Origin of the sequence: Kitasatospora sp. NPDC007106 (genome assembly GCF_040634455.1) — a bacterium.
Taxonomy (GTDB): Bacteria; Actinomycetota; Actinomycetes; order Streptomycetales; family Streptomycetaceae; genus Kitasatospora; species Kitasatospora arboriphila.
In genome coordinates, this window is record NZ_JBEYFP010000073.1 from 1 (window position 1) to 18,318 (window position 18,318).

The window sequence follows — 18,318 nt, forward strand, 5'->3', positions numbered from 1 at the left end:
GCGGAGGTTGCCTGACGCGGCACATGCTGCCGTCGCACGTCGCCCCGTCGGCGGTGTGCCGTGCCGAGACCGAGGAGGACGCGGTGCTGCCGCCCGCCGACGAGCCCGTCCCGCTGGACGGGGCCTTCCTGACCGACCCGCACGGTGCCTGCGCGGCCCTGCACCGCCGCGGCGCCGTCCACCGGGCGGTCGCCCCCGACGCCGCGCCGGTCTGGCTGATCACCGGGTACGAGCAGGTCCGCGAGGCGGCCGCCGATCCCCGGTTCGCCCTCGACAAGCGGCACGCCCGGAGCCGCGGCACGGCCGGCGACTCCCTGCCGCCCGAACTCGACGCCCACCTGCTCAACCGGGACGGCACCGACCACGCCCGGCTGCGCCGCCTCGTCGCCGCGGCACTCGGCCCCCGGCGCACCGAGGCGCTGCGCGAACCGATCCGGCGTGCGGCCGAGGAACTGCTCGACCCGGTCGAGGCCCGCGGCCGCGGGGACGTGGTCGCCGACCTCGCCGCCCCGCTGTCCGTCGCCGTGATCTGCGACCTGCTGGGCGTCCCGGCCGGACACCGGGTCGACTTCCGGGCCTGGACGGACACCCTGCTCTCGCCCGACCCCGGCGCCCCCGGACGCTCGCGCGAGGCGATGCGGGCCATGCACGGCTTCCTGGGCGAGCTGATCGCCCACAAGCGGGCCGCACCGGGCGACGACCTGCTGTCCGAACTGATCGCCGCCGAACGGGAGGGGCAGCCGGGGGAGTGCCCAGCGGGGAACAGCCGGGTGAGGCCCGGCTCCCCCGCCGGGCACCGCTCCGCGCAGGCTCACCCGCGCGCTGCCGGCGCGCAACCTGGTGCGCGAGGGCAGCCGGTGAGCGGTCTCCTTCCGGGCGACCCCGCCGCCACCGTCGGCGGCGGGGCCACCCCGCGGGCGCACTGCGTGCTGGCGCCCAACCCCTCCCCGATGACCCTGGACGGCACCAACACCTGGCTGCTGTCCGAACCCGGCTCCGACCTCGCCGTCGTGATCGACCCGGGTCCGCTGGACGAGGGCCACCTGCGCCGCGTCGTCGACACCGCCGAACAGCAGGGCAAGCGGATCGCCCTCACCCTGCTCACCCACGGCCACCACGACCACGCCGAGGGCGCCGCCCGGTTCGCCGAACTCACCGGCACCCACGTGCGCGCCCTGGACCCGGCCCTGCGGCTCGGCGACGAAGGGCTGCGGCCCGGCGAGGTCGTCGAGGTCGGCGGCCTGGAGATCCGGGTCGTGGGCACCCCCGGGCACACCGCGGACTCACTGACCTTCCACCTGCCCGCCGACGGCGCGATCCTCACCGGCGACACCGTGCTCGGCCGCGGCACCACGATGGTCGCCCACCCGGACGGCCGGCTCGGCGACTACCTCGACTCGCTGCGCCGCCTGCACACCATGGCGGCGGAGCACGGTGTGCGGACCGTCCTGCCCGGGCACGGCCCGGTGCTCGCCGACGCGCTCGGCGCCGTCGACTACTACCTCGCCCACCGGGCCGCCCGGCTCGCCCAGGTGGAGACCGCCGTGGAGGCCGGCTGCCGCACCGCGGAGGAGGTGGTGGCCCGGGTGTACGCCGACGTGGACAAGGCCCTGTGGCCGGCCGCCGAACTCTCCGTCCGGGCCCAGCTCGGCTACCTGGAGGACCACGGACTCATCCAGGGGCTGTAGTCGGAAAGCAGGCAGGGCAAGCAGCCAGGGGCGCCCCTGGATGCCTGCCCGGTTGCGCCCCTGAGTGCTTGCCCCGGGTCAGCGGGAGCGGCGGGAGAGGCGCTCGACGTCGAGGAGGACGACCGCGCGGGCCTCCAGCTTCAGCCAGCCGCGGCCGGCGAAGTCGGCCAGCGCCTTGTTGACCGTCTCGCGGGAGGCGCCGACCAGCTGGGCCAGCTCCTCCTGGGTGAGGTCGTGGGAGACGTGGATGCCCTCCTCCGACTGCACGCCGAAGCGGCGGGAGAGGTCGAGCAGCGCCTTGGCGACACGGCCGGGCACGTCCGAGAAGACCAGGTCGGACATGACGTCGTTGGTGCGGCGCAGGCGGCGGGCGATGGCGCGCAGCAGTGCGATCGACACCTCGGGGCGGGCGTGCAGCAGCGGCAGCAGGTCGCCGTGGCCGAGGCCGAGCAGCTTGACCTCGGTCAGTGCGGTGGCGGTGGCGGTGCGCGGGCCCGGGTCGAACAGCGACAGTTCGCCGATCATCTCGCTGGGGCCGAGTACGGCGAGCATGTTCTCGCGGCCGTCCGGCGAGGCGCGGTGCAGCTTCACCTTGCCCTCGACGACGACGTACAGCCGGTCGCCCGGGTCGCCCTCGTGGAACAGCGACTCGCCGCGGGCGAGGGTCGCCTCGGTCATGGAAGCGCGCAGCTCGGCAGCCTGGTCGTCGTCGAGGGCCGCGAACAGCGCGGCGCGGCGAAGAACGTCGTCCACGTGCTTCCTCCTGCATCGTCCGGTGGTGTTTCTCACCACCAAGGATGGCGCATGTCGCTCCGATCATATGAGGAGGGGTGTGCCGTCGAGCGTCCTATGGGGCCATTCGCACCCGCCCGTACCAGCGGCGCGGCCCCGGCGGGGCAGGTCAGGCGGGTGTCCGGTCGGGCAGCAGGGCGAGCTCGGCGGGTTCCAGGACGAGGCCGGCGGCGGCCGCGGAGTCCCGGACGGAGGCCGGCCGGCTCGCGCCGGGGATCGAGACGACCACGGGCGAGAGCGCGAGCAGCCAGGCCAGGCAGACCCGCTGCGGCGAGGTGCCGCGGGCGGCGGCCACCCGGTGGAAGGGCGTGTCCGCGGGGGCGGGGCCGGAGGGGTCCGGTGCGGAGGGGCCGTCCAGCGAGCTGCGGGAGATGCCGCCGAGCGGGCTCCACGGCAGGAAGGCGAGTCCGAGTTCCTCGCAGAGCCGCAGCTCCGGCTCGGCGGAGCGGTCGGCGGGGGAGTAGCGGTTCTGCACCGAGACCAGGCCGCCGCCGAGGATCGCGTGCGCCTCACGGATCTGCGCCGCGTCGGCGTTGGAGATCCCGGCGGCGCGGACCTTCCCCGCGTCCAGCAGTTCCCGCAGGGCGCCCACCGACTCGGCCCAGGGCACCCGCGGGTCCGGCTTGTGCAGTTGGTAGAGGCCGATCGCCTCGGTGCCGAGCCGCCGCAGCGACTCCTCGCAGGCCCGTCGCAGGTGCTCGGGGCGGCCGTCGACCGTCCACGAGCCGTCGCCGGGGCGGCCGCGGCCGCCCTTGGTGGCCACCAGCACCCGGTCGCGGTCCCCGCCGCGGCGGGCCAGGGCCCGGGTGATCAGCCGTTCGTTGTGGCCGCGCTCCCCGGCGTGCCAGTGGTACGAGTCGGCGGTGTCGATCAGGGTGACGCCCGCGTCGAGGGCGGCGTGGACGACCGCGACGGCGTCCTCCTCGGCCGGGCGGCCCTCGACGGACAGCGGCATCGCGCCGAGGCCGACCGGATGGACGGCGGTGCCGCCGATGGTGCGCCGGTGCATCTCAGACCGCCCTTCCGGCCGTGGCGGCCTTCGAGGCCCCGGCCGCCTCGTCGATCGCCGCGGGCAGCCAGTCGGCCGTCCGGGACAGGGGGAAGCCGAGTGCGGCGGCCCGGCCGTTGTCCATGGCGTACGAGCGGTCGAAGGAGAACGGGGAGGCGTCCCCGCCCTCCGCCGTCCGGAACCGGGCCGTGGTGCCGAGCCGCTCGGCGATCAGTCCGGAGAGCCGGGCGGCGTCGAGCGCGCCGTGCGAGCAGGCGTTCAGCGGCCCGTCGGCGTCGGTGACGGCGGCCCGGGCGAGCACGGTGGCGATCTCCCGGTGGTGGACGAAGGAGGTCGGCCGGGCGCCCCGGTGGACGGCGACCGGGCGGCCGGCGGCGATCCGCTCCACGTAGTGCGCCAGCCGTCCGGTGAAGTCGCGGTCGCCGCCGCCGAGCACGTGGGCGCTGCGGACGCTCGCCCAGGAGAACGGCGCGGAGCGGGCGAGCACCGCCTCGGCCTGCCGCTTGCCCTCCGCGTAGCCGGTCGCCGCGTCGAAGTGCCGGGCGAGCGCCTGCGGGTCGTGCCAGGGCAGGTCGAGGTCGACGGACCAGGCCGCCGGGTCGACGAAGCCCTCGGTGACCGGGCCGTCCGAGGCGGGCACGAGCGGGGAGGTCGCCGGGTCGTAGACCTCCATGGTCGAGGTCATCACGTAGCGCGGGGTGCGGTCGGCGAAGACCCGGCAGGCCACGGCGGCCTGCAGCGGGGTGTAGAGCACCTGGTCGACCACCGCGTCGAAGGTCCGCCCGCGGAGCGCGGCCGTCAGCGCGGCCTCGTCCGAGCGGTCCGCGCGGACGTGGTCGACGCCCGGGGGCGGGGCGGCGGAGCCGCGGTTGACGAGGGTGACCGCGACTCCGGCATCGCGGAACAGGGACACCAGGTGCAGGCCGAAGTACCGGCTTCCGCCGATGATGCAGACGCTTCTCATGGCTCCACTCTCCTGGCGTATCGTCAGCAGCGGAACTGGCGACCTGCTGAACCGGTCGTAAGGAGAACTGTCGACGGGAGGGGCTGCGGTGATCGACGTCCACCGGCTCGGGGTGCTGCAGGCGGTCGCCGAGCACGGCAGCTTCAACCGGGCGGCGGCCGCGCTGCGGATCACCCCGTCCGCGGTGTCCCAGCAGGTCGCGGCATTGGAGCGGGGGCTCGGCACCCTGGTGGTGGAGCGCTCCACCCGCGGTGTGGTGCTGACCGAGGCGGGGCGGCTGATGGTCGAGGCGGCCGGTGCGATCGGCGCCGAACTCCGCCACGCCCGGGAGCAGATCGACCGGCTGGCCGCACCACGCCCGCGGCTGACGGTGGCCACCTTCACCACCGGCGGCCGGCACCTGCTGCCCGCGGCACTGGCCCGGTTCGCCGCCGAGCACCCCGAGGCCGACCTGCACGTGGTGGAGCGGGAGCCCGAGGAGAGCCTGCCGATGGTGCGCGAGGGCGTCGCCGACCTGGCGATCGCCTACCACTTCGACGGCCCGCTGCCGGTGCAGCCCGGGGACCGCTCCGGCCTCGACTGGACGCCGCTGATGGACGACCCGCTCTCGGTGGTGCTCCCGGAGGCCCACCCGCTGGCCGGCCGCGAGGAGCTGGACCTCGCCGAACTCGCCGACGACCGCTGGGTGGTGGGCTGTTCGAAGACCGAGGCATTCCTGCACCGGCACGCCGCGCTGGCCGGGTTCGACCTGCGGGTCGCCGGCAGCACCACCGACTACTTCTTCGCCCGGTCGCTGGTGGCCGCGGGGGTCGGGGTCTCCCTGGTGCCGCAGGTGGCGCTGGACCCGCCGCTGCCGGGCACGAGGGTGGTTCCGGTCCGGCCGCCGCGGCCGGCCCGGCACTTCGGCATCGCCGTCGCCCGGCGCCGCCGCCCCCAGCCGTACGCCGAGGCGCTGGCCCGGCTGCTGAAGGCGGGCGCGACCGTCGGCTGACGGCGGTCAGCGGTGCAGCACGGCGCTGGCGTTGCGGAGGTCGAGACGGGCGCCGCGGCGGCGCGTCCGGGCGCTGTCCGCGTGGGCGCGGCGGCCGGCGGTGGCCATCGCCTCCTGCACGGTGAGGGCGCGGACGGCGAAGCTCTGGGTGCCGGTACGGCCGTCGGGGTGGGTCGTGGGCACGGTGACCAGCCAGAGCGGGTGGTGGTACGCCGGGTGGACGGGCCGCGGGGCGGGGGAGGCGGAGGCGGCGGTGGCGGGGCACGTACGGGCCCCGGCCGGTGGGAGGCCGATGGTCATGGGGGCTGGCCCTCCTCGGACGGCACGGGCGGTCGCGTGGGGGCGCGACCGTCAGCGGGTGGAACGGCTGACCTGCGGGGATGGCACAGGAGGAGGACCGCACGGGGTGGTGGCGGCGTAGTCCCGACGATGCGCCCGGCAGGGTCGGGGAGTCAAGGTTACTCGGCAGTATGAATGTAACTTTCTGCAAGACCTTGCTGCTGGCCGCCGTGACCTTCCGGGCCCCGCGGTCCCAGAAAAGCGGGCGCCGTGCGCGCCGACCGTTTTCGGCTGGCCGTTTTCGAGGGATCGGCCGATCGGTCAGGCGGCGGGCGGCGGGGCGGTGCTCTTGCGGACGACCAGGCTGGTGGCGAGTTCCAGGCGGGCCGCGCTGCCGCCCTCGGCGCGCATCCGGATCAGCATCTGCGCGGCCTCCTCGGCCATCTGCCGCAGCGGCTGGTGGACGGTGGTGAGGGCCGGGCTCGTCCACTGGGCGATCGGCACGTCGTCGTAGCCGACCACCGACAGGTCGTCGGGGACCTTCAACCCGTGCACCCGGGCGGCCTCCAGGACGCCGAGCGCCTGCAGGTCGCTGCCGGCGAAGATCGCGGTCGGCCGCTCGGGGAGGGCCAGCAGCTCCATGGCGCGGCGGCGGCCGCCCTCGACGTGGAAGTCGCCGAAGGAGACGTAGCCGGGCGGGATCTCCAGGCCGGCCATGCCCATCGCGGAGCGGAAGCCGTCCAGCCGGGCCAGCGAGCAGAGCATGTCCTCGGGGCCGGTGATGATGGCGATCCGGCGGTGCCCGCACTCGACCAGGTGGCGGGTCGCGGCGAGGCCGCCGGCCCAGTTCGCCGAGCCCACCGACGGCACGTCCGGCTCGGGGTCGCCGGCCGGGTCGATGATGACGAACGGGATGGCGCGGGACCGGAGTTGCTGCTTCACCTCGAGCGGCAGGCTGGAGAAGACCAGCACCACGCCGAGCGGCCGGCGGCGCAGCACGCCCTCGATCCAGCTCGGGTCCGGGGCGTGCCGGGTGCCGCTCTCGGTGAGCACCACGCTGGCCCCGTGCTCCTTGGCGACGTTCTCGACGCCCTTGATCAGCTCCATCGCCCAGAGGTTGTCGAGCTCGGGGAAGACGATCTCGACGAGCGGTGCCTCCCAGGCCGATTTGGGCGTCCGCTGGTAGCCGTGGACCTCCAGCAGGCGCTCGACCTTGAGGCGGGTCGGGCGGGAGACGTCCTGCCTGCCGTTGAGAACTTTCGAAACCGTGGACACGGAGACGCCGGCCTCTTCTGCCACCTGGGCGAGCGTGACGCGGCCGTTCTCCTCCTCTTCTCGCATGGCGTGCAGCATAAGGCACGTGTCCAGGTCACGTTCCGGTAACTGCGCGACGGGGGGTTGACCCCCCTCGGAGCGCGGATCTAGCGTCGCAGCGCGCCAAGAATTTCGGCGAAGATGCCGAAAGATTTCGAAAGGCACCGCGATGAGAAGACACGCTCGGCTCTCCCGTTCCCTCGCCGCAGGCAGCGCGGCCGTGGTCCTGGGGATCACCCTGACGGCCTGCGGCAGCGGCTCCGGCTCCTCCGGGGACAGTGGTTCGGGAGAGATCCACGTCCTGGTCTACGGGGACGCCACCAACAAGGTCGAGAAGCAGATCGTCGACACCTTCAACAAGACGTCGAAGGTCAAGGCCGTCCTGGACACCATTCCGGGCGCCGACTACCAGCAGAAGCTGCAGACGATCATCAACACCAAGCAGGCCCCGGACGTCTTCTTCAACTGGGGCGGCGGCAGCATCAAGCCGTTCGTCGACGCCGGCCTGCTGATGCCGCTCGACGACATGATCGCCAAGGACCCGGGCCTCAAGGCCAACTTCCTGTCCTCGGTCTTCGACACCGCCGTGGTCGACGGCAAGGCCTACGGCGTCCCGATGCGCGGCACCCAGCCGGTGCTGCTCTTCAGCAACACCAAGGTCCTCGCCGACGCCGGCGTGAGTGCGCCCAAGACCTTCGACGAGCTGCTCGCCGCGGTGCAGACGCTCAAGGGCAAGGGCGTCACCCCGATCGCCCTCGGCGGCGGCGACCAGTGGCCGACCCTGATGTGGTTCGAGTACCTCTACGACCGCGTCGCCGGCCCGGACCTGTTCAAGAAGGCGCTCGGCGGCGACAAGGCTGCCTGGGCGAGCGAGGACAGCAAGAAGGCCCTCGGCATGCTCAAGCAGCTCATCGACGCGGGCGCGTTCGGCACCAACTTCGACTCGGTGAAGTTCACCGACGGCGGCTCGCCGGCCCTGCTCGCCCGCGGCAAGGCCGCCTTCGAGCTGATGGGCTCCTGGGAGTACTCCACCCAGCAGGACGCCAGCCCCGACTTCACCAAGGCCAGCCTCGGCTACGGCTCCTTCCCGACCGTCACCGGCGGCAAGGGCGACCCGAAGAACGTCGTCGGCAACACCAACAACTTCTACTCGGTGCTGAAGAAGACCAAGCACCCGGAGGCCGTCGCGGAGTTCCTCAAGCTCCAGTACTCCGACGAGTTCGTCCAGGGCCAGCTGGCCATCGGCAACCTGCCGACCACCAGCAACACCCCCAAGTTCCTGAGCAGCGCGGCCAACCCGGCGTACTCCACCTTCCAGTTCGACCTGGTGAAGGCCGCGCCGTCGTTCCAGCTCTCCTGGGACCAGGCGTACCCGCCGGCCGCGATCACGCCCATCCACCAGGCCGTCCAGCAGTTCTTCAACGGCCAGATCGACGAGAACGGCTTCATCAAGGCCATGCAGGCCCTGCCGAACTCCTGACACCAGACGGGTCGCACCATGACCACAACTCTTGCCACCGGGGCTGTGACGCGGCGCCGACCGGCGAGCCGGACGGGCACCGCGGTGACCCGCCCCGGGTTCGCCTGGGCGCTCCCGGCCACGGTCTTCTTCGTCCTCTTCGCGATCGTGCCGCTCGTCCTGGTCGCCGTGCTGTCCTTCACCCGCTGGAACGGCCTCGGCTCACCGGAGTTCGCCGGCTTCGACAACTGGAACCGGCTTTTCGACGACCCCGTGATGGTCAAGAGCCTGTGGTTGAGCCTGCTGCTCACCCTGCTCGGCGTGGCCGTCCAGACCCCGATCAGCATCCTGCTCGGGGTCTGGGCGGCCGGGCACCAGCGCAACCGGGCGGTGCTGTCGGCGATCTACTTCGTGCCGCTGCTGCTCTCGGCCACCGCCGTCTCGGTGCTCTGGCGGGCGCTGCTCGACCCCAACTTCGGCGTCCCGGCCGAGGCCGAGTGGCTGTTCGGCGACGGCAACCTGTTCGGCTCGCAGACCGGCGCGATCGGGGTGCTGGTGCTGGTCGGCGCCTGGCAGTTCACCCCGTTCCACACGCTCATCTACCAGGGTGCGGCCCGCGCCGTCCCACCGGTGCTCTACCAGGCCGCCGCGATCGACGGGGCCGGCACCGTACGGCAGTTCTTCCACATCACGCTGCCGCAGTTGCGCAACGCGATCATCACCTCGGTGATCCTCATGGTGGTCGGCGGTCTCACCACCTTCGACACGGTGCTCATCCTCACCCAGGGCGGGCCCGGCACCGACACCACCATCAGCGCCTACTACATGTACCAGAAGGCCTTCAAGGGCTTCGACTTCGGCACCGGATCGGCGGTCGCGCTGCTGCTCGTCCTGGTCGCCACCGCCATCTCGCTCGCCGTCGTCCGGCTGTCCGGCTACGACCGGATGCGCAGCACCTCGGAGGGCCTGTGATGAGGCGACGCCCCAACGTCCTGGCCGGATTCGGCTCGCTGGTCTGGCTGTTCGTCGTCGGCCTGCCGCTGTACACCATGCTGGCCGCCACCCTGCAGAGCCGCGCCGACTACGCGGAGAGCGGCCCGCTCGGCCTGCCCCGGCACCTCACCCTGCAGAACTACCTCGACGACCTGCAGGGCGGCTTCGGCCAGTACTTCCTCAACACCGTGATCGTCACGGTGAGCGTGGTCGCCGTCGTGCTGCTGGTGGTGCCGCCGCTGTCCTACGCCATCGTGCGCAGCCGCGGCCGGACCACCGACCTGGCGTTCCGGCTGTTCCTGCTGGGCCTCGCGATCCCCGCGCAGGCGGTGATCGTGCCCATGTTCTACGTCATCAGCAAGGCCGGCCTGTACGACAACCTGATCGGCGTGATCCTGCCGACCGCGGCCTTCTCGCTGCCGGTCTGCACCCTCGTCCTCACCGGCGTGATGCGCGACATCACCCCCGAGCTCTACGAGGCGATGGCGATGGACGGTGCCACCCCCCGGCGGGTCTTCCTCCAGCTGGTGCTGCCGCTCTCCAAGGGCGGGCTCTCCACCATCACCGTCTTCTCCGCCCTCCAGGCGTGGAACGGCTTCCTCTTCCCGCTGGTGCTGACCCAGTCCGACGAGACCAAGGTGATCACCCTCGGCCTCTACGACTTCCAGACCCAGTACGGCATCAACGTCCCCGGGCTGCTGGCCGCCGTCGTGCTGTCCATGATCCCGATCCTGCTCGTCTACCTGTTCGCCCGCCGCGCCCTCGTCCAGGGGCTCATGGGCGTCGGAGGAAAGTGACCGACACATGAACCTGGCCGTAGAGACCACCTCCGCCGTCCCCGCCTGGCAGGACACCGCCCGCGACCCGGGCGCACGGGCCGACGCCCTGATCGCCGCCATGACCCTCCGGGAGAAGATCGCCCAGCTGTTCGGCGTCTGGGTCGGCGCCTCCGACGAGGGCGGCGAGGTCGCCCCGTACCAGCACGAGATGGAGGAGCCGCCCGCCCTCGACACCCTGCTGCCGCACGGACTCGGACAGCTCACCCGGCCGTTCGGCACCGCACCCGTCGACCCGGCCACCGGCGCGCTCTCGCTGATGCGCACCCAGCAGCGGATCGCCGCCGCCAACCGCTTCGGCATCCCCGCCGTCGCCCACGAGGAGTGCCTGGCCGGCTTCGCCGCCTGGAAGGCCACCGCCTACCCCGTGCCGCTCGCCTGGGGCGCCGCCTTCGACCCCGCACTGGTCCGCCGGATGGCCGCCGCGATCGGCCGCGACATGCGCGCGGTCGGCGTCCACCAGGGCCTCGCCCCCGTCCTGGACGTCGTCCGCGACGCCCGCTGGGGCCGCGTCGAGGAGACCGTCGGCGAGGACCCGTACCTGGTCGGCACCGTCGGCACCGCCTACGTGCAGGGCCTGGAGTCCACCGGGATCGTCGCCACCCTCAAGCACTTCGCCGGGTACTCCGCCTCCCGCGCCGGCCGCAACCTCGCCCCCGTCGGGATGGGCACCCGTGAACGCGCCGACGTCATCCTGCCGCCGTTCGAGATGGCCGTCCGCGAGGGCGGTGCCCGCTCCGTGATGCACGCCTACACCGACACCGACGGCGTGCCCTCCGCCGCCGACGACCGGCTGCTCACCGAACTCCTCCGCGACACCTGGGGCTTCACCGGCACGGTGGTCGCCGACTACTTCGGCATCGGCTTCCTGCGGACCCTGCACGGCGTCGCCGGCGACTGGGCCGAGGCCGCCGGCGCCGCCCTCGCCGCCGGCGTCGACGTCGAACTGCCCACCGTGAAGACCTTCGGCGAACCGCTCGTCGAGGCGATCACCACCGGCCGGCTGCCCGAGCGGCTCGTCGACCGGGCACTGCGCCGCGTCCTCGTCCAGAAGGCCGAACTCGGCCTGCTCGACCCCGACTGGACGCCCGTCCCGGCCGTCCTCGCCGGCGCCGACCTCACCGACCCGACCGCACTGCGCGGCACCGTCGACCTCGACCCGGCCGGCAACCGCGAACTCGCCCGCGAGATCGCCGAGCAGTCCGTCGTCCTGCTCCGCAACGACGGCACCCTGCCGCTCGCCCGGCCCGCCCGGATCGCCCTGATCGGCCCCAACGCCGACGAGGCCACCGCCGTGCTCGGCTGCTACGCCTTCCCGGTGCACGTCGGCCGCCAGCACCCCGACACCCCGGTCGGCCTGCGGATGCCCACCCTGCGCGAGGCCCTCGCCGCCGAGTTCGACGGCGCCGAGATCCACACCGTCACCGGCACCGGCGTCGACGACGGCAGCACCGCCGGCTTCGCCGAGGCCGCGGCCCTCGCCCGCCGCGCCGACGTCGTCGTGCTCGCCCTCGGCGACCGCGCCGGCCTCTTCGGCCGCGGCACCAGCGGCGAGGGCTGCGACGCCGAGTCGCTGGAACTCCCCGGCGCCCAGCAGCAACTGCTCGACACCCTGCTCGACACCGGCACCCCCGTGGTGGTCGTCCTGCTCGCCGGCCGGCCCTACGCCCTCGGCCGCGCCGTGGACGAGGCCGCCGCGATCGTGCAGACCTTCTTCCCCGGCGAGGAGGGCACCGGTGCGCTCGCCGGCGTGCTCAGCGGCCGCGTCGAGCCGTCCGGCCGACTGCCCGTCAGCGTGCCGCGCCGCCCCGGCGTCCAGCCGTCCTCCTACCTGGCCGCCCGGCTCGCCGGACCCACCGACGTCTCCAGCACCGACCCCACCCCCGCGTACGGCTTCGGCCACGGCCTCACCTACACCGCCTTCGCCTGGTCCGACCTCGCCGTCGAGACCGGACGGACGGACACCGCGGGCGAGTTCCGGCTCTCCTTCGCCGTCCGCAACACCGGCGGGCGGCCCGGCACCGAGGTCGTCCAGCTCTACCTGCACGACCCGGTCGCCTCCGTGGTGCAGCCCGTCCAGCGCCTGATCGGCTACCGGCGGGTGCCGCTCGGCCCCGGCGAGGAGTGCCGGATCACCGCGACCGTCCCCGCCGACCTGGCCTCCTTCACCGGCCGGGACGGCCGCCGGATCGTCGAACCCGGCACCCTGGAGCTGCGCCTCGCCGCCTCCAGCACCGATCCGCGGCTCACCGCCGAGGTCGAGCTCACCGGACCCGTCCGCACGGTCGACCACACCCGCCGGCTGCACCCCGTCCTCGACGTCCTCGACGTCCTCGACGTGCGGTAGCCGCCCCCCGGACCCCACCTGCCCCGGCCCCATGCACCCCGGTACCGCTTCGCCGGAGTGCGGCGGCCGAGGCCGGGGCAGGTGGACCACGACCGAACGCACCACCGGCCGAAGGAGCCGACCTTGTACACCGACCTGCCCGAGGACCAGCTCCGCTCGTACCGCAGCGCCCAGACCGAGCCCGCCGACTTCGACGCCTTCTGGCGGAAGACCCTCGACGAGGCCCGGGCCGCGGGCGGCGACACCGCCGCCGTCCCCGTGCCGACCGGCCTCACCACCGTCGACACCTTCGACGTCACCTTCCCCGGGTACGCCGGCGAGCCCGTCCGGGCCTGGCTCCGGCTGCCCCGCGGGGCGGACGGCCCGCTGCCCGCCGTCGTCCAGTACGTCGGCTACGGCGGCGGCCGCGGCCACGTCCTGGAGAACCTCGTCTGGGCCTCCGCCGGCTTCGCCCACCTGCAGATGGACAGCCGCGGCCAGGGCTCCGTCTGGAGCCGCGGCGACACCCCCGACTCCGGCCCCGCCGGACCGCAGGTCCCCGGCGTGATGACCCGCGGCATCGAGGACCCGCACGACTACTACTACCGGCGGCTGTTCACCGACGCCGTCCGGGCCGTGGACGCCGTCCGCACGCTGCCGCAGGTGGACCCGGACCGGGTCGCCGTCCTCGGCAACAGCCAGGGCGGCGGCACCGCCCTCGCCGCGGCCGGACTCGTCCCCGACCTCGCCGCGGTCGTCGCCCACGTGCCGTTCCTCTGCGACTTCCCGCGCGCCGTGGTGGTCACCGACGCCCACCCCTTCCGCGAGATCGCCGACTACCTGGCCACCCACCGCGGCCACGACGAACAGGTGCACCGCACCCTCTCCTACGTGGACGGCGTGAACTTCGCCGCCCGCGCCGACGCCCCCGCCAGGTTCTCCGCCGCACTCATGGACCAGACCGTCCCGCCGTCCACCGTGTTCGCCGCCCACAACGCCTACGCCGGACCGAAGGAGATCGACGTCTGGCGCTACAACGGCCACGAGGCCGGCGGCCCGGACGACGACGCCGCCGCCCTCCGCTTCCTCCGCCGCCACCTCGGCGCCTGAGCCGGGCAGACCTCCGACGAGGGGCGCCCCTGACCGCAGCCCGGCGGGCGGGTACCGTCGGTGGGGACGGGGGAGGACCGGCAGTGCGCGTGACCTTGATCTCGGCGGCCATGAGCGAGGCCGTCCGGCAGGCCCGGTTCGACGACGGCGGACCGCTGGACGCCCTCGGACTGCGTGCGGCCGAGGCCGCCGCCGGCACCCTCCGCTCGGCCGGCCCGACCCCGGTCTCGCCGTCGCCGCGCTGCCGGCAGACCGCACAGGCGCTCGGCCTGCCCGCACCGGTCGACGAACCCGCCCTGGCCGGCTGCGACAACGGCCGCTGGCGGGGCCGCACCCTCGACGAGATCGCCGCCGCCGAACCCGAGGCCCTCGCCCGCTGGCTCGCCGACCCCGCCGCAGCGCCCCACGGCGGAGAACCCCTGCAGGCCGTGCTGGACCGGGTCGCCGACTGGCTGGCCGCGCTGCCGCAGGACGCACCGGCCGTCACCGCCGTCGTCGAACCCGACGTCGTCCGCGCCGCGGCCGTGCACGCCCTCGGCGCCCCGGCCGCGGCCTTCTGGCGGCTCGACGTCCGCCCGCTGACCGCCACCCACCTCAGCGGCCGCGCGGGCCGCTGGAACCTCCGCTGCGGCGAACCGCTCTGACGCGGCGACACCCCCGCGTGCCCACCGGTGTCGGCACCGCGCCGGAGGGCTCGTCCGACAACTCCCGCCGCGCGCGCGACGCCGGATCTCCCCCGGCCTTCGGCCGGGAGGTGTCCCCACGACCGGACGCACCACCGCATCGCCCGAGTACGTCCAGTACGAGGCCGATACGACGGCACGTCCGGTCGGGCACGAGACGGGGGCACCGCCCGGCCGGAGGCCGGGGGAGTCGCCCGCCTGATGCGACCCGACGTGTCGGCACCGCACCCTAGGGTGATCCGTCATGACGACCCTGATGACTGACGCCGGCCCGGTCGCCCCCGACGCCCCGGTCACCCGGACCGGCGGTGTGCCGCTCGCCCCGGCCGGCACGGCCTGGCCGCACTGCGCGACCTGCGGCGGCCCGATGCAGTTCCTCGCCCAGGTCCTGCTCGACGACCTCGGCCGGCACACCGGCACCGGGGCCGCGGACGGCCGCGCCCTGCTCGCGCTGTTCATGTGCCAGAACGACCCCGGCGGCTGCCAGGAGTGGGACGCCCGCGCCGGCGGCAACCTGGCCCTGCTGCTCCCTGTCGGCGGCAGCGGCCCGCTGCCCCTGCCCCCGCTGCCCGACGACCACGACGAGGACGACGGCGACCCCCGGCAGCTCGGCGCCGTCCGCGCCGTCGCCTACCGGCCGGACCCGGGCGGCGACTACGAGGCCGCCCGCCTCGGGCGGCCCGACGAAGCCCTGCTGGGCCAGCTCGGCGGCGGACCCGCCTGGCTCCAGTACGACCAGACGCCCGACTGCCCGTCCTGCGACCGGGCCATGGCGATGGTCGTCCAGCTGGAGGAGGGGCCCGACCACCTCACCGCGATGAACTTCGGCAGCGGCAGCGCCTACGCCTTCGCCTGCGAGCCGTGCGGCAGCGCGGCCTTCCTCTGGCAGTGCTGACGCCGTCCGGCGGGCGGGCCGATCGTTCCCGCGCGACCCGCCTCGGGGCGTAGCCTTCCTGCATGGCAGAGAGCAAGGCCCGGACGGCCGGGCCACGGGCGGCGAAGCCGAAGAAGCCGGAGTCCCATTTGGGGATGGTGCGGCGGGCCCGGCGGATCAACCGGGCGCTCGCGGAGCAGTACCCGTACGCGCATCCGGAGCTGGACTTCGACAACCCCTTCCAACTGCTGGTGGCCACCGTGCTGTCGGCGCAGACGACCGACCTGCGGGTGAACCAGACCACCCCGGCGCTCTTCGCGAAGTACCCCACCCCCGAGGACATGGCCGCCGCCGTGCCGGAGGAGCTGGAGGAGATCATCCGGCCGACCGGCTTCTTCCGGAACAAGGCGAAGTCGCTGCTCGGCCTGTCCGCCGCGCTGCGGGACGACTTCGGCGGCGAGGTCCCCGGCCGCCTGGCGGACCTCGTCACCCTGCCCGGCGTCGGCCGCAAGACCGCCAACGTCGTCCTCGGCAACGCCTTCGGCGTCCCCGGCATCACCGTCGACACCCACTTCGGCCGGCTCGTCCGCCGCTTCGGCTGGACGCAGGAGGAGGACCCGGAGAAGGTCGAGGCCGCCGTCGCCGCGATCTTCCCCAAGTCCGAGTGGACGATGCTCTCGCACCGGGTCGTCTTCCACGGCCGCCGCGTCTGCCACTCCCAGAAACCGGCCTGCGGCGCCTGCCCGATCACCGCCCTCTGCCCCTCCTTCGGAGCCGGCGAGACCGACCCGGAGAAGGCCGCCAAGCTGCTCAAGTACGAACTGGCCGGCAAGCCCGGCCAGCGGCTGCGCCCGCCCGCCGACTTCCCCGGGGAGGCCGCGGCCCGCGCCGAGGCCGACGCGCACGACGGCGAGGTCGCGGACATGGCGGTCGCCGGATGACCGTCGCCATCGAACGGGACGGCCTGCCCGAGTGGCTGCTGCCGGTCCGCACCGCCGCCGAGACCGTCCTCCCCGAGCAGCTCAGCCGCTTCCTGCCGCCGGCCTCCGGCGGCCGGCCCTCCGCGGTGCTGATGCTCTTCGGCCAGGGCGAGACCGGACCGGACCTGCTGCTGATCGAGCGGGCCCGCTCGCTGCGGTCGCACGCCGGCCAGCCGTCCTTCCCCGGCGGCGCCCTCGACCCGGAGGACGGCGACCCGGCCGGCCCCGGCCCGGTCGCCGCGGCGCTGCGGGAGGCCGAGGAGGAGACCGGTCTGGACCCGGCGGGCGTGCAGGTCTTCGCGACCCTGCCCGCGCTGTACATCCCGGTCTCCGGCTTCGTGGTGACCACCGTGCTGGGCTGGTGGCGCAGGGAGACCCCGGTCGGGCCGGTCGACCCGGCGGAGACCGGCGCGGTCTTCCGGGTGCCCCTGACCGACCTCACCGATCCGGCGAACCGGGCCCGGCTGCGCCACCCCTCGGGCCACGTCGGTCCGGCCTTCGAGGTGGCCGGCCGGCTGGTGTGGGGCTTCACCGCCGGAGTGATCGACCGGGTGCTGCACTACAGCGGCCTGGAACGTCCGTGGGACGTCCGGCGTACCCTGACCCTCTCCGAGGAGGCGCTGAACCTCACCCGGTCCGACCGGCAGCACGACAGGGGATCGCCCGCACCGCGCTGAGTCGCCGGACCAGGTGGCCCGTGGCGGTCCCGGGCTCCGTCCATGGGAGGGTATCGGCGTGAATGTCCTGGATCTGCTGTTGATCGCCGCCGCGGTGGGCTTCGCCGTGTCCGGCTACCGGCAGGGCTTCGTGGTGGGCGTGCTCTCCGTCCTCGGGTTCCTCGGCGGCGGCCTGATCGCCGTCCAACTGCTGCCGCTGCTGCTGCACCGGCTCGGCCCGGGCACCACGGCCTCGGTGGTCGCCGTCGTGGTGGTGATCGTGTTCGCCGCGGTGGGCCAGGCGGTCACCACGCACTTCGGCTGGAAGCTGCGCGGCAGGATCGGCAGGGGGCGGGCGAAGACCCTGGACGCGATCGGCGGCTCGGTGGTCAACGTGATCTCGATGCTGCTGGTGGCCTGGCTGATCGGCTCGGCGCTGGCCGGCACCTCGCTGCCCACGGTCTCCAAGCAGGTCCGCACCTCGACGGTGCTCTCCACCGTGCAGGGCGCGCTGCCCTCGGACGCGCCGAACTGGTTCTCCGACTTCAGCAAGGAGCTGGCCCGCAACGGCTTCCCGCAGGTCTTCAACCCCTTCGAGCACGAGCCGATCACCGAGGTCGAGGCGCCGGACCCGGCCCTGGCCGGCAGCGAGGCCGTCCAGCGGGCCCGGCAGAGCCTGGTGAAGGTGGTCGGCACGGCGCCGTCCTGCGGCAAGACGCTGGAGGGCAGCGGCTTCGTCTTCGCCCCGCACCGGGTGATGACCAACGCGCACGTGGTGGGCGGCGTCGACGAGCCCACGGTGCAGGTCGGCGGCACCGGCCGGGTCTACGACGCCACGGTTGTCCGGTACGACTGGCAGCGCGACATCGCCGTGCTCGACGTCCCCAAGCTGAACGCCCCGGCGCTGTCCTTCGCCGGCGAGGCGCGCACCAACGACAGCGCGATCGTCGCGGGCTTCCCGGAGAACGGCTCGTTCAACGTCCAGCCCGCCCGCATCCGCGGCCGGATCCAGGCCAACGGGCCGGACATCTACCACCGCGGCCAGGTCGTCCGCGACGTGTACTCGGTGCGCTCGCTCGTCCGCCAGGGCAACAGCGGAGGCCCGCTGCTCAGCCCGAACGGCGAGGTGTACGGCGTGGTCTTCGCCAAGTCGCTGGACAGCGCCGACACCGGCTACGTGCTCACCGCCGCCGAGGTGCTCCAGGACGCCACGCTGGGGGAGAGCGCCACCGCCCGGGTGGACACCGAGGGCTGCGCGCTCTGACCGCCCGCCCGGGCGCCGCCGGTGCCCGGGTCAGCCCTCGCGGCGCAGGCGGGCACCCACCCAGCGGGCCCGCCGGCCGAGGATGTGGGGGATGCCGAGC

At 74.1% G+C, this 18,318-nt stretch carries 17 protein-coding genes; 12 read left to right on the forward strand and 5 right to left on the reverse strand.

Annotated features, from left to right (window positions below):
- Positions 1 to 857: 857 nt before the first annotated feature.
- A complete protein-coding gene (locus ABZ641_RS10185; protein ID WP_344622839.1) occupies positions 858 to 1,688 on the forward strand; it encodes an MBL fold metallo-hydrolase in 831 nt (276 codons plus the stop codon).
- A gap of 78 nt (positions 1,689 to 1,766) precedes the next feature.
- On the opposite strand, the gene ABZ641_RS10190 is transcribed toward ABZ641_RS10185, so the two are convergent.
- The 3 genes from ABZ641_RS10190 to ABZ641_RS10200 form a co-directional block, all read right to left on the reverse strand.
- Entirely contained in the window at positions 1,767 to 2,441 is a 675-nt protein-coding gene (locus ABZ641_RS10190) for a Crp/Fnr family transcriptional regulator (protein WP_344622838.1), read from the reverse strand.
- A 148-nt stretch (positions 2,442 to 2,589) separates the two neighbouring features.
- Complete coding sequence (locus ABZ641_RS10195) at positions 2,590 to 3,489, reverse strand: aldo/keto reductase (protein WP_359980626.1); 900 nt, start codon at positions 3,487 to 3,489, stop codon at positions 2,590 to 2,592.
- A gap of 1 nt (position 3,490) precedes the next feature.
- Positions 3,491 to 4,453: a reductase gene (locus ABZ641_RS10200; RefSeq protein ID WP_359980629.1), complete on the reverse strand. Its 963-nt coding sequence runs from the start codon at positions 4,451 to 4,453 to the stop codon at positions 3,491 to 3,493.
- An 88-nt stretch (positions 4,454 to 4,541) separates the two neighbouring features.
- Between ABZ641_RS10200 and ABZ641_RS10205 the strand changes: the two genes are divergently transcribed.
- Positions 4,542 to 5,444 (forward strand): LysR family transcriptional regulator, encoded by a 903-nt coding sequence (locus ABZ641_RS10205; protein WP_344622835.1) that lies wholly within the window; start codon positions 4,542 to 4,544, stop codon positions 5,442 to 5,444.
- Positions 5,445 to 5,450: 6 nt separating this feature from the next.
- On the opposite strand, the gene ABZ641_RS10210 is transcribed toward ABZ641_RS10205, so the two are convergent.
- A complete protein-coding gene (locus tag ABZ641_RS10210; protein WP_359980632.1) occupies positions 5,451 to 5,744 on the reverse strand; it encodes a hypothetical protein in 294 nt (97 codons plus the stop codon).
- A 300-nt stretch (positions 5,745 to 6,044) separates the two neighbouring features.
- On the reverse strand, positions 6,045 to 7,076 hold the full coding sequence (locus ABZ641_RS10215; protein WP_359980635.1) for a LacI family DNA-binding transcriptional regulator: 1,032 nt from the start codon (positions 7,074 to 7,076) through the stop codon (positions 6,045 to 6,047).
- A gap of 130 nt (positions 7,077 to 7,206) precedes the next feature.
- Between ABZ641_RS10215 and ABZ641_RS10220 the strand changes: the two genes are divergently transcribed.
- From ABZ641_RS10220 to ABZ641_RS10265, 10 genes are all read left to right on the forward strand, one after another.
- The gene (locus ABZ641_RS10220; RefSeq protein ID WP_359980638.1) at positions 7,207 to 8,517 is read left to right on the forward strand and encodes an extracellular solute-binding protein; all 1,311 of its coding nucleotides are present in this window, start codon (positions 7,207 to 7,209) and stop codon (positions 8,515 to 8,517) included.
- Between the two features lie 18 nt (positions 8,518 to 8,535).
- On the forward strand, positions 8,536 to 9,468 hold the full coding sequence (locus tag ABZ641_RS10225) for a sugar ABC transporter permease (RefSeq protein WP_359980640.1): 933 nt from the start codon (positions 8,536 to 8,538) through the stop codon (positions 9,466 to 9,468).
- Complete coding sequence (locus ABZ641_RS10230; RefSeq protein ID WP_344622830.1) at positions 9,468 to 10,286, forward strand: carbohydrate ABC transporter permease; 819 nt, start codon at positions 9,468 to 9,470, stop codon at positions 10,284 to 10,286. Before ABZ641_RS10225 ends, ABZ641_RS10230 begins: the two co-directional genes overlap by 1 nt.
- A 7-nt stretch (positions 10,287 to 10,293) precedes the next feature.
- Positions 10,294 to 12,672: a glycoside hydrolase family 3 N-terminal domain-containing protein gene (locus tag ABZ641_RS10235; protein WP_359980643.1), complete on the forward strand. Its 2,379-nt coding sequence runs from the start codon at positions 10,294 to 10,296 to the stop codon at positions 12,670 to 12,672.
- A 123-nt stretch (positions 12,673 to 12,795) separates the two neighbouring features.
- Entirely contained in the window at positions 12,796 to 13,761 is a 966-nt protein-coding gene (locus ABZ641_RS10240) for an acetylxylan esterase (protein WP_344622828.1), read from the forward strand.
- Between the two features lie 110 nt (positions 13,762 to 13,871).
- Positions 13,872 to 14,405: a histidine phosphatase family protein gene (locus ABZ641_RS10245; protein ID WP_344622879.1), complete on the forward strand. Its 534-nt coding sequence runs from the start codon at positions 13,872 to 13,874 to the stop codon at positions 14,403 to 14,405.
- Positions 14,406 to 14,688: 283 nt separating this feature from the next.
- Complete coding sequence (locus ABZ641_RS10250) at positions 14,689 to 15,339, forward strand: hypothetical protein (protein WP_344622827.1); 651 nt, start codon at positions 14,689 to 14,691, stop codon at positions 15,337 to 15,339.
- 62 nt (positions 15,340 to 15,401) lie between these two features.
- Positions 15,402 to 16,259: an endonuclease III gene (gene nth / locus ABZ641_RS10255; protein ID WP_344622826.1), complete on the forward strand. Its 858-nt coding sequence runs from the start codon at positions 15,402 to 15,404 to the stop codon at positions 16,257 to 16,259.
- On the forward strand, positions 16,256 to 16,975 hold the full coding sequence (locus ABZ641_RS10260) for a CoA pyrophosphatase (RefSeq protein ID WP_344622825.1): 720 nt from the start codon (positions 16,256 to 16,258) through the stop codon (positions 16,973 to 16,975). The genes nth and ABZ641_RS10260 overlap by 4 nt, the downstream gene beginning before the upstream one ends.
- 58 nt (positions 16,976 to 17,033) lie before the next feature.
- Entirely contained in the window at positions 17,034 to 18,218 is a 1,185-nt protein-coding gene (locus tag ABZ641_RS10265) for a MarP family serine protease (protein ID WP_344622824.1), read from the forward strand.
- Positions 18,219 to 18,318: the final 100 nt, after the last annotated feature.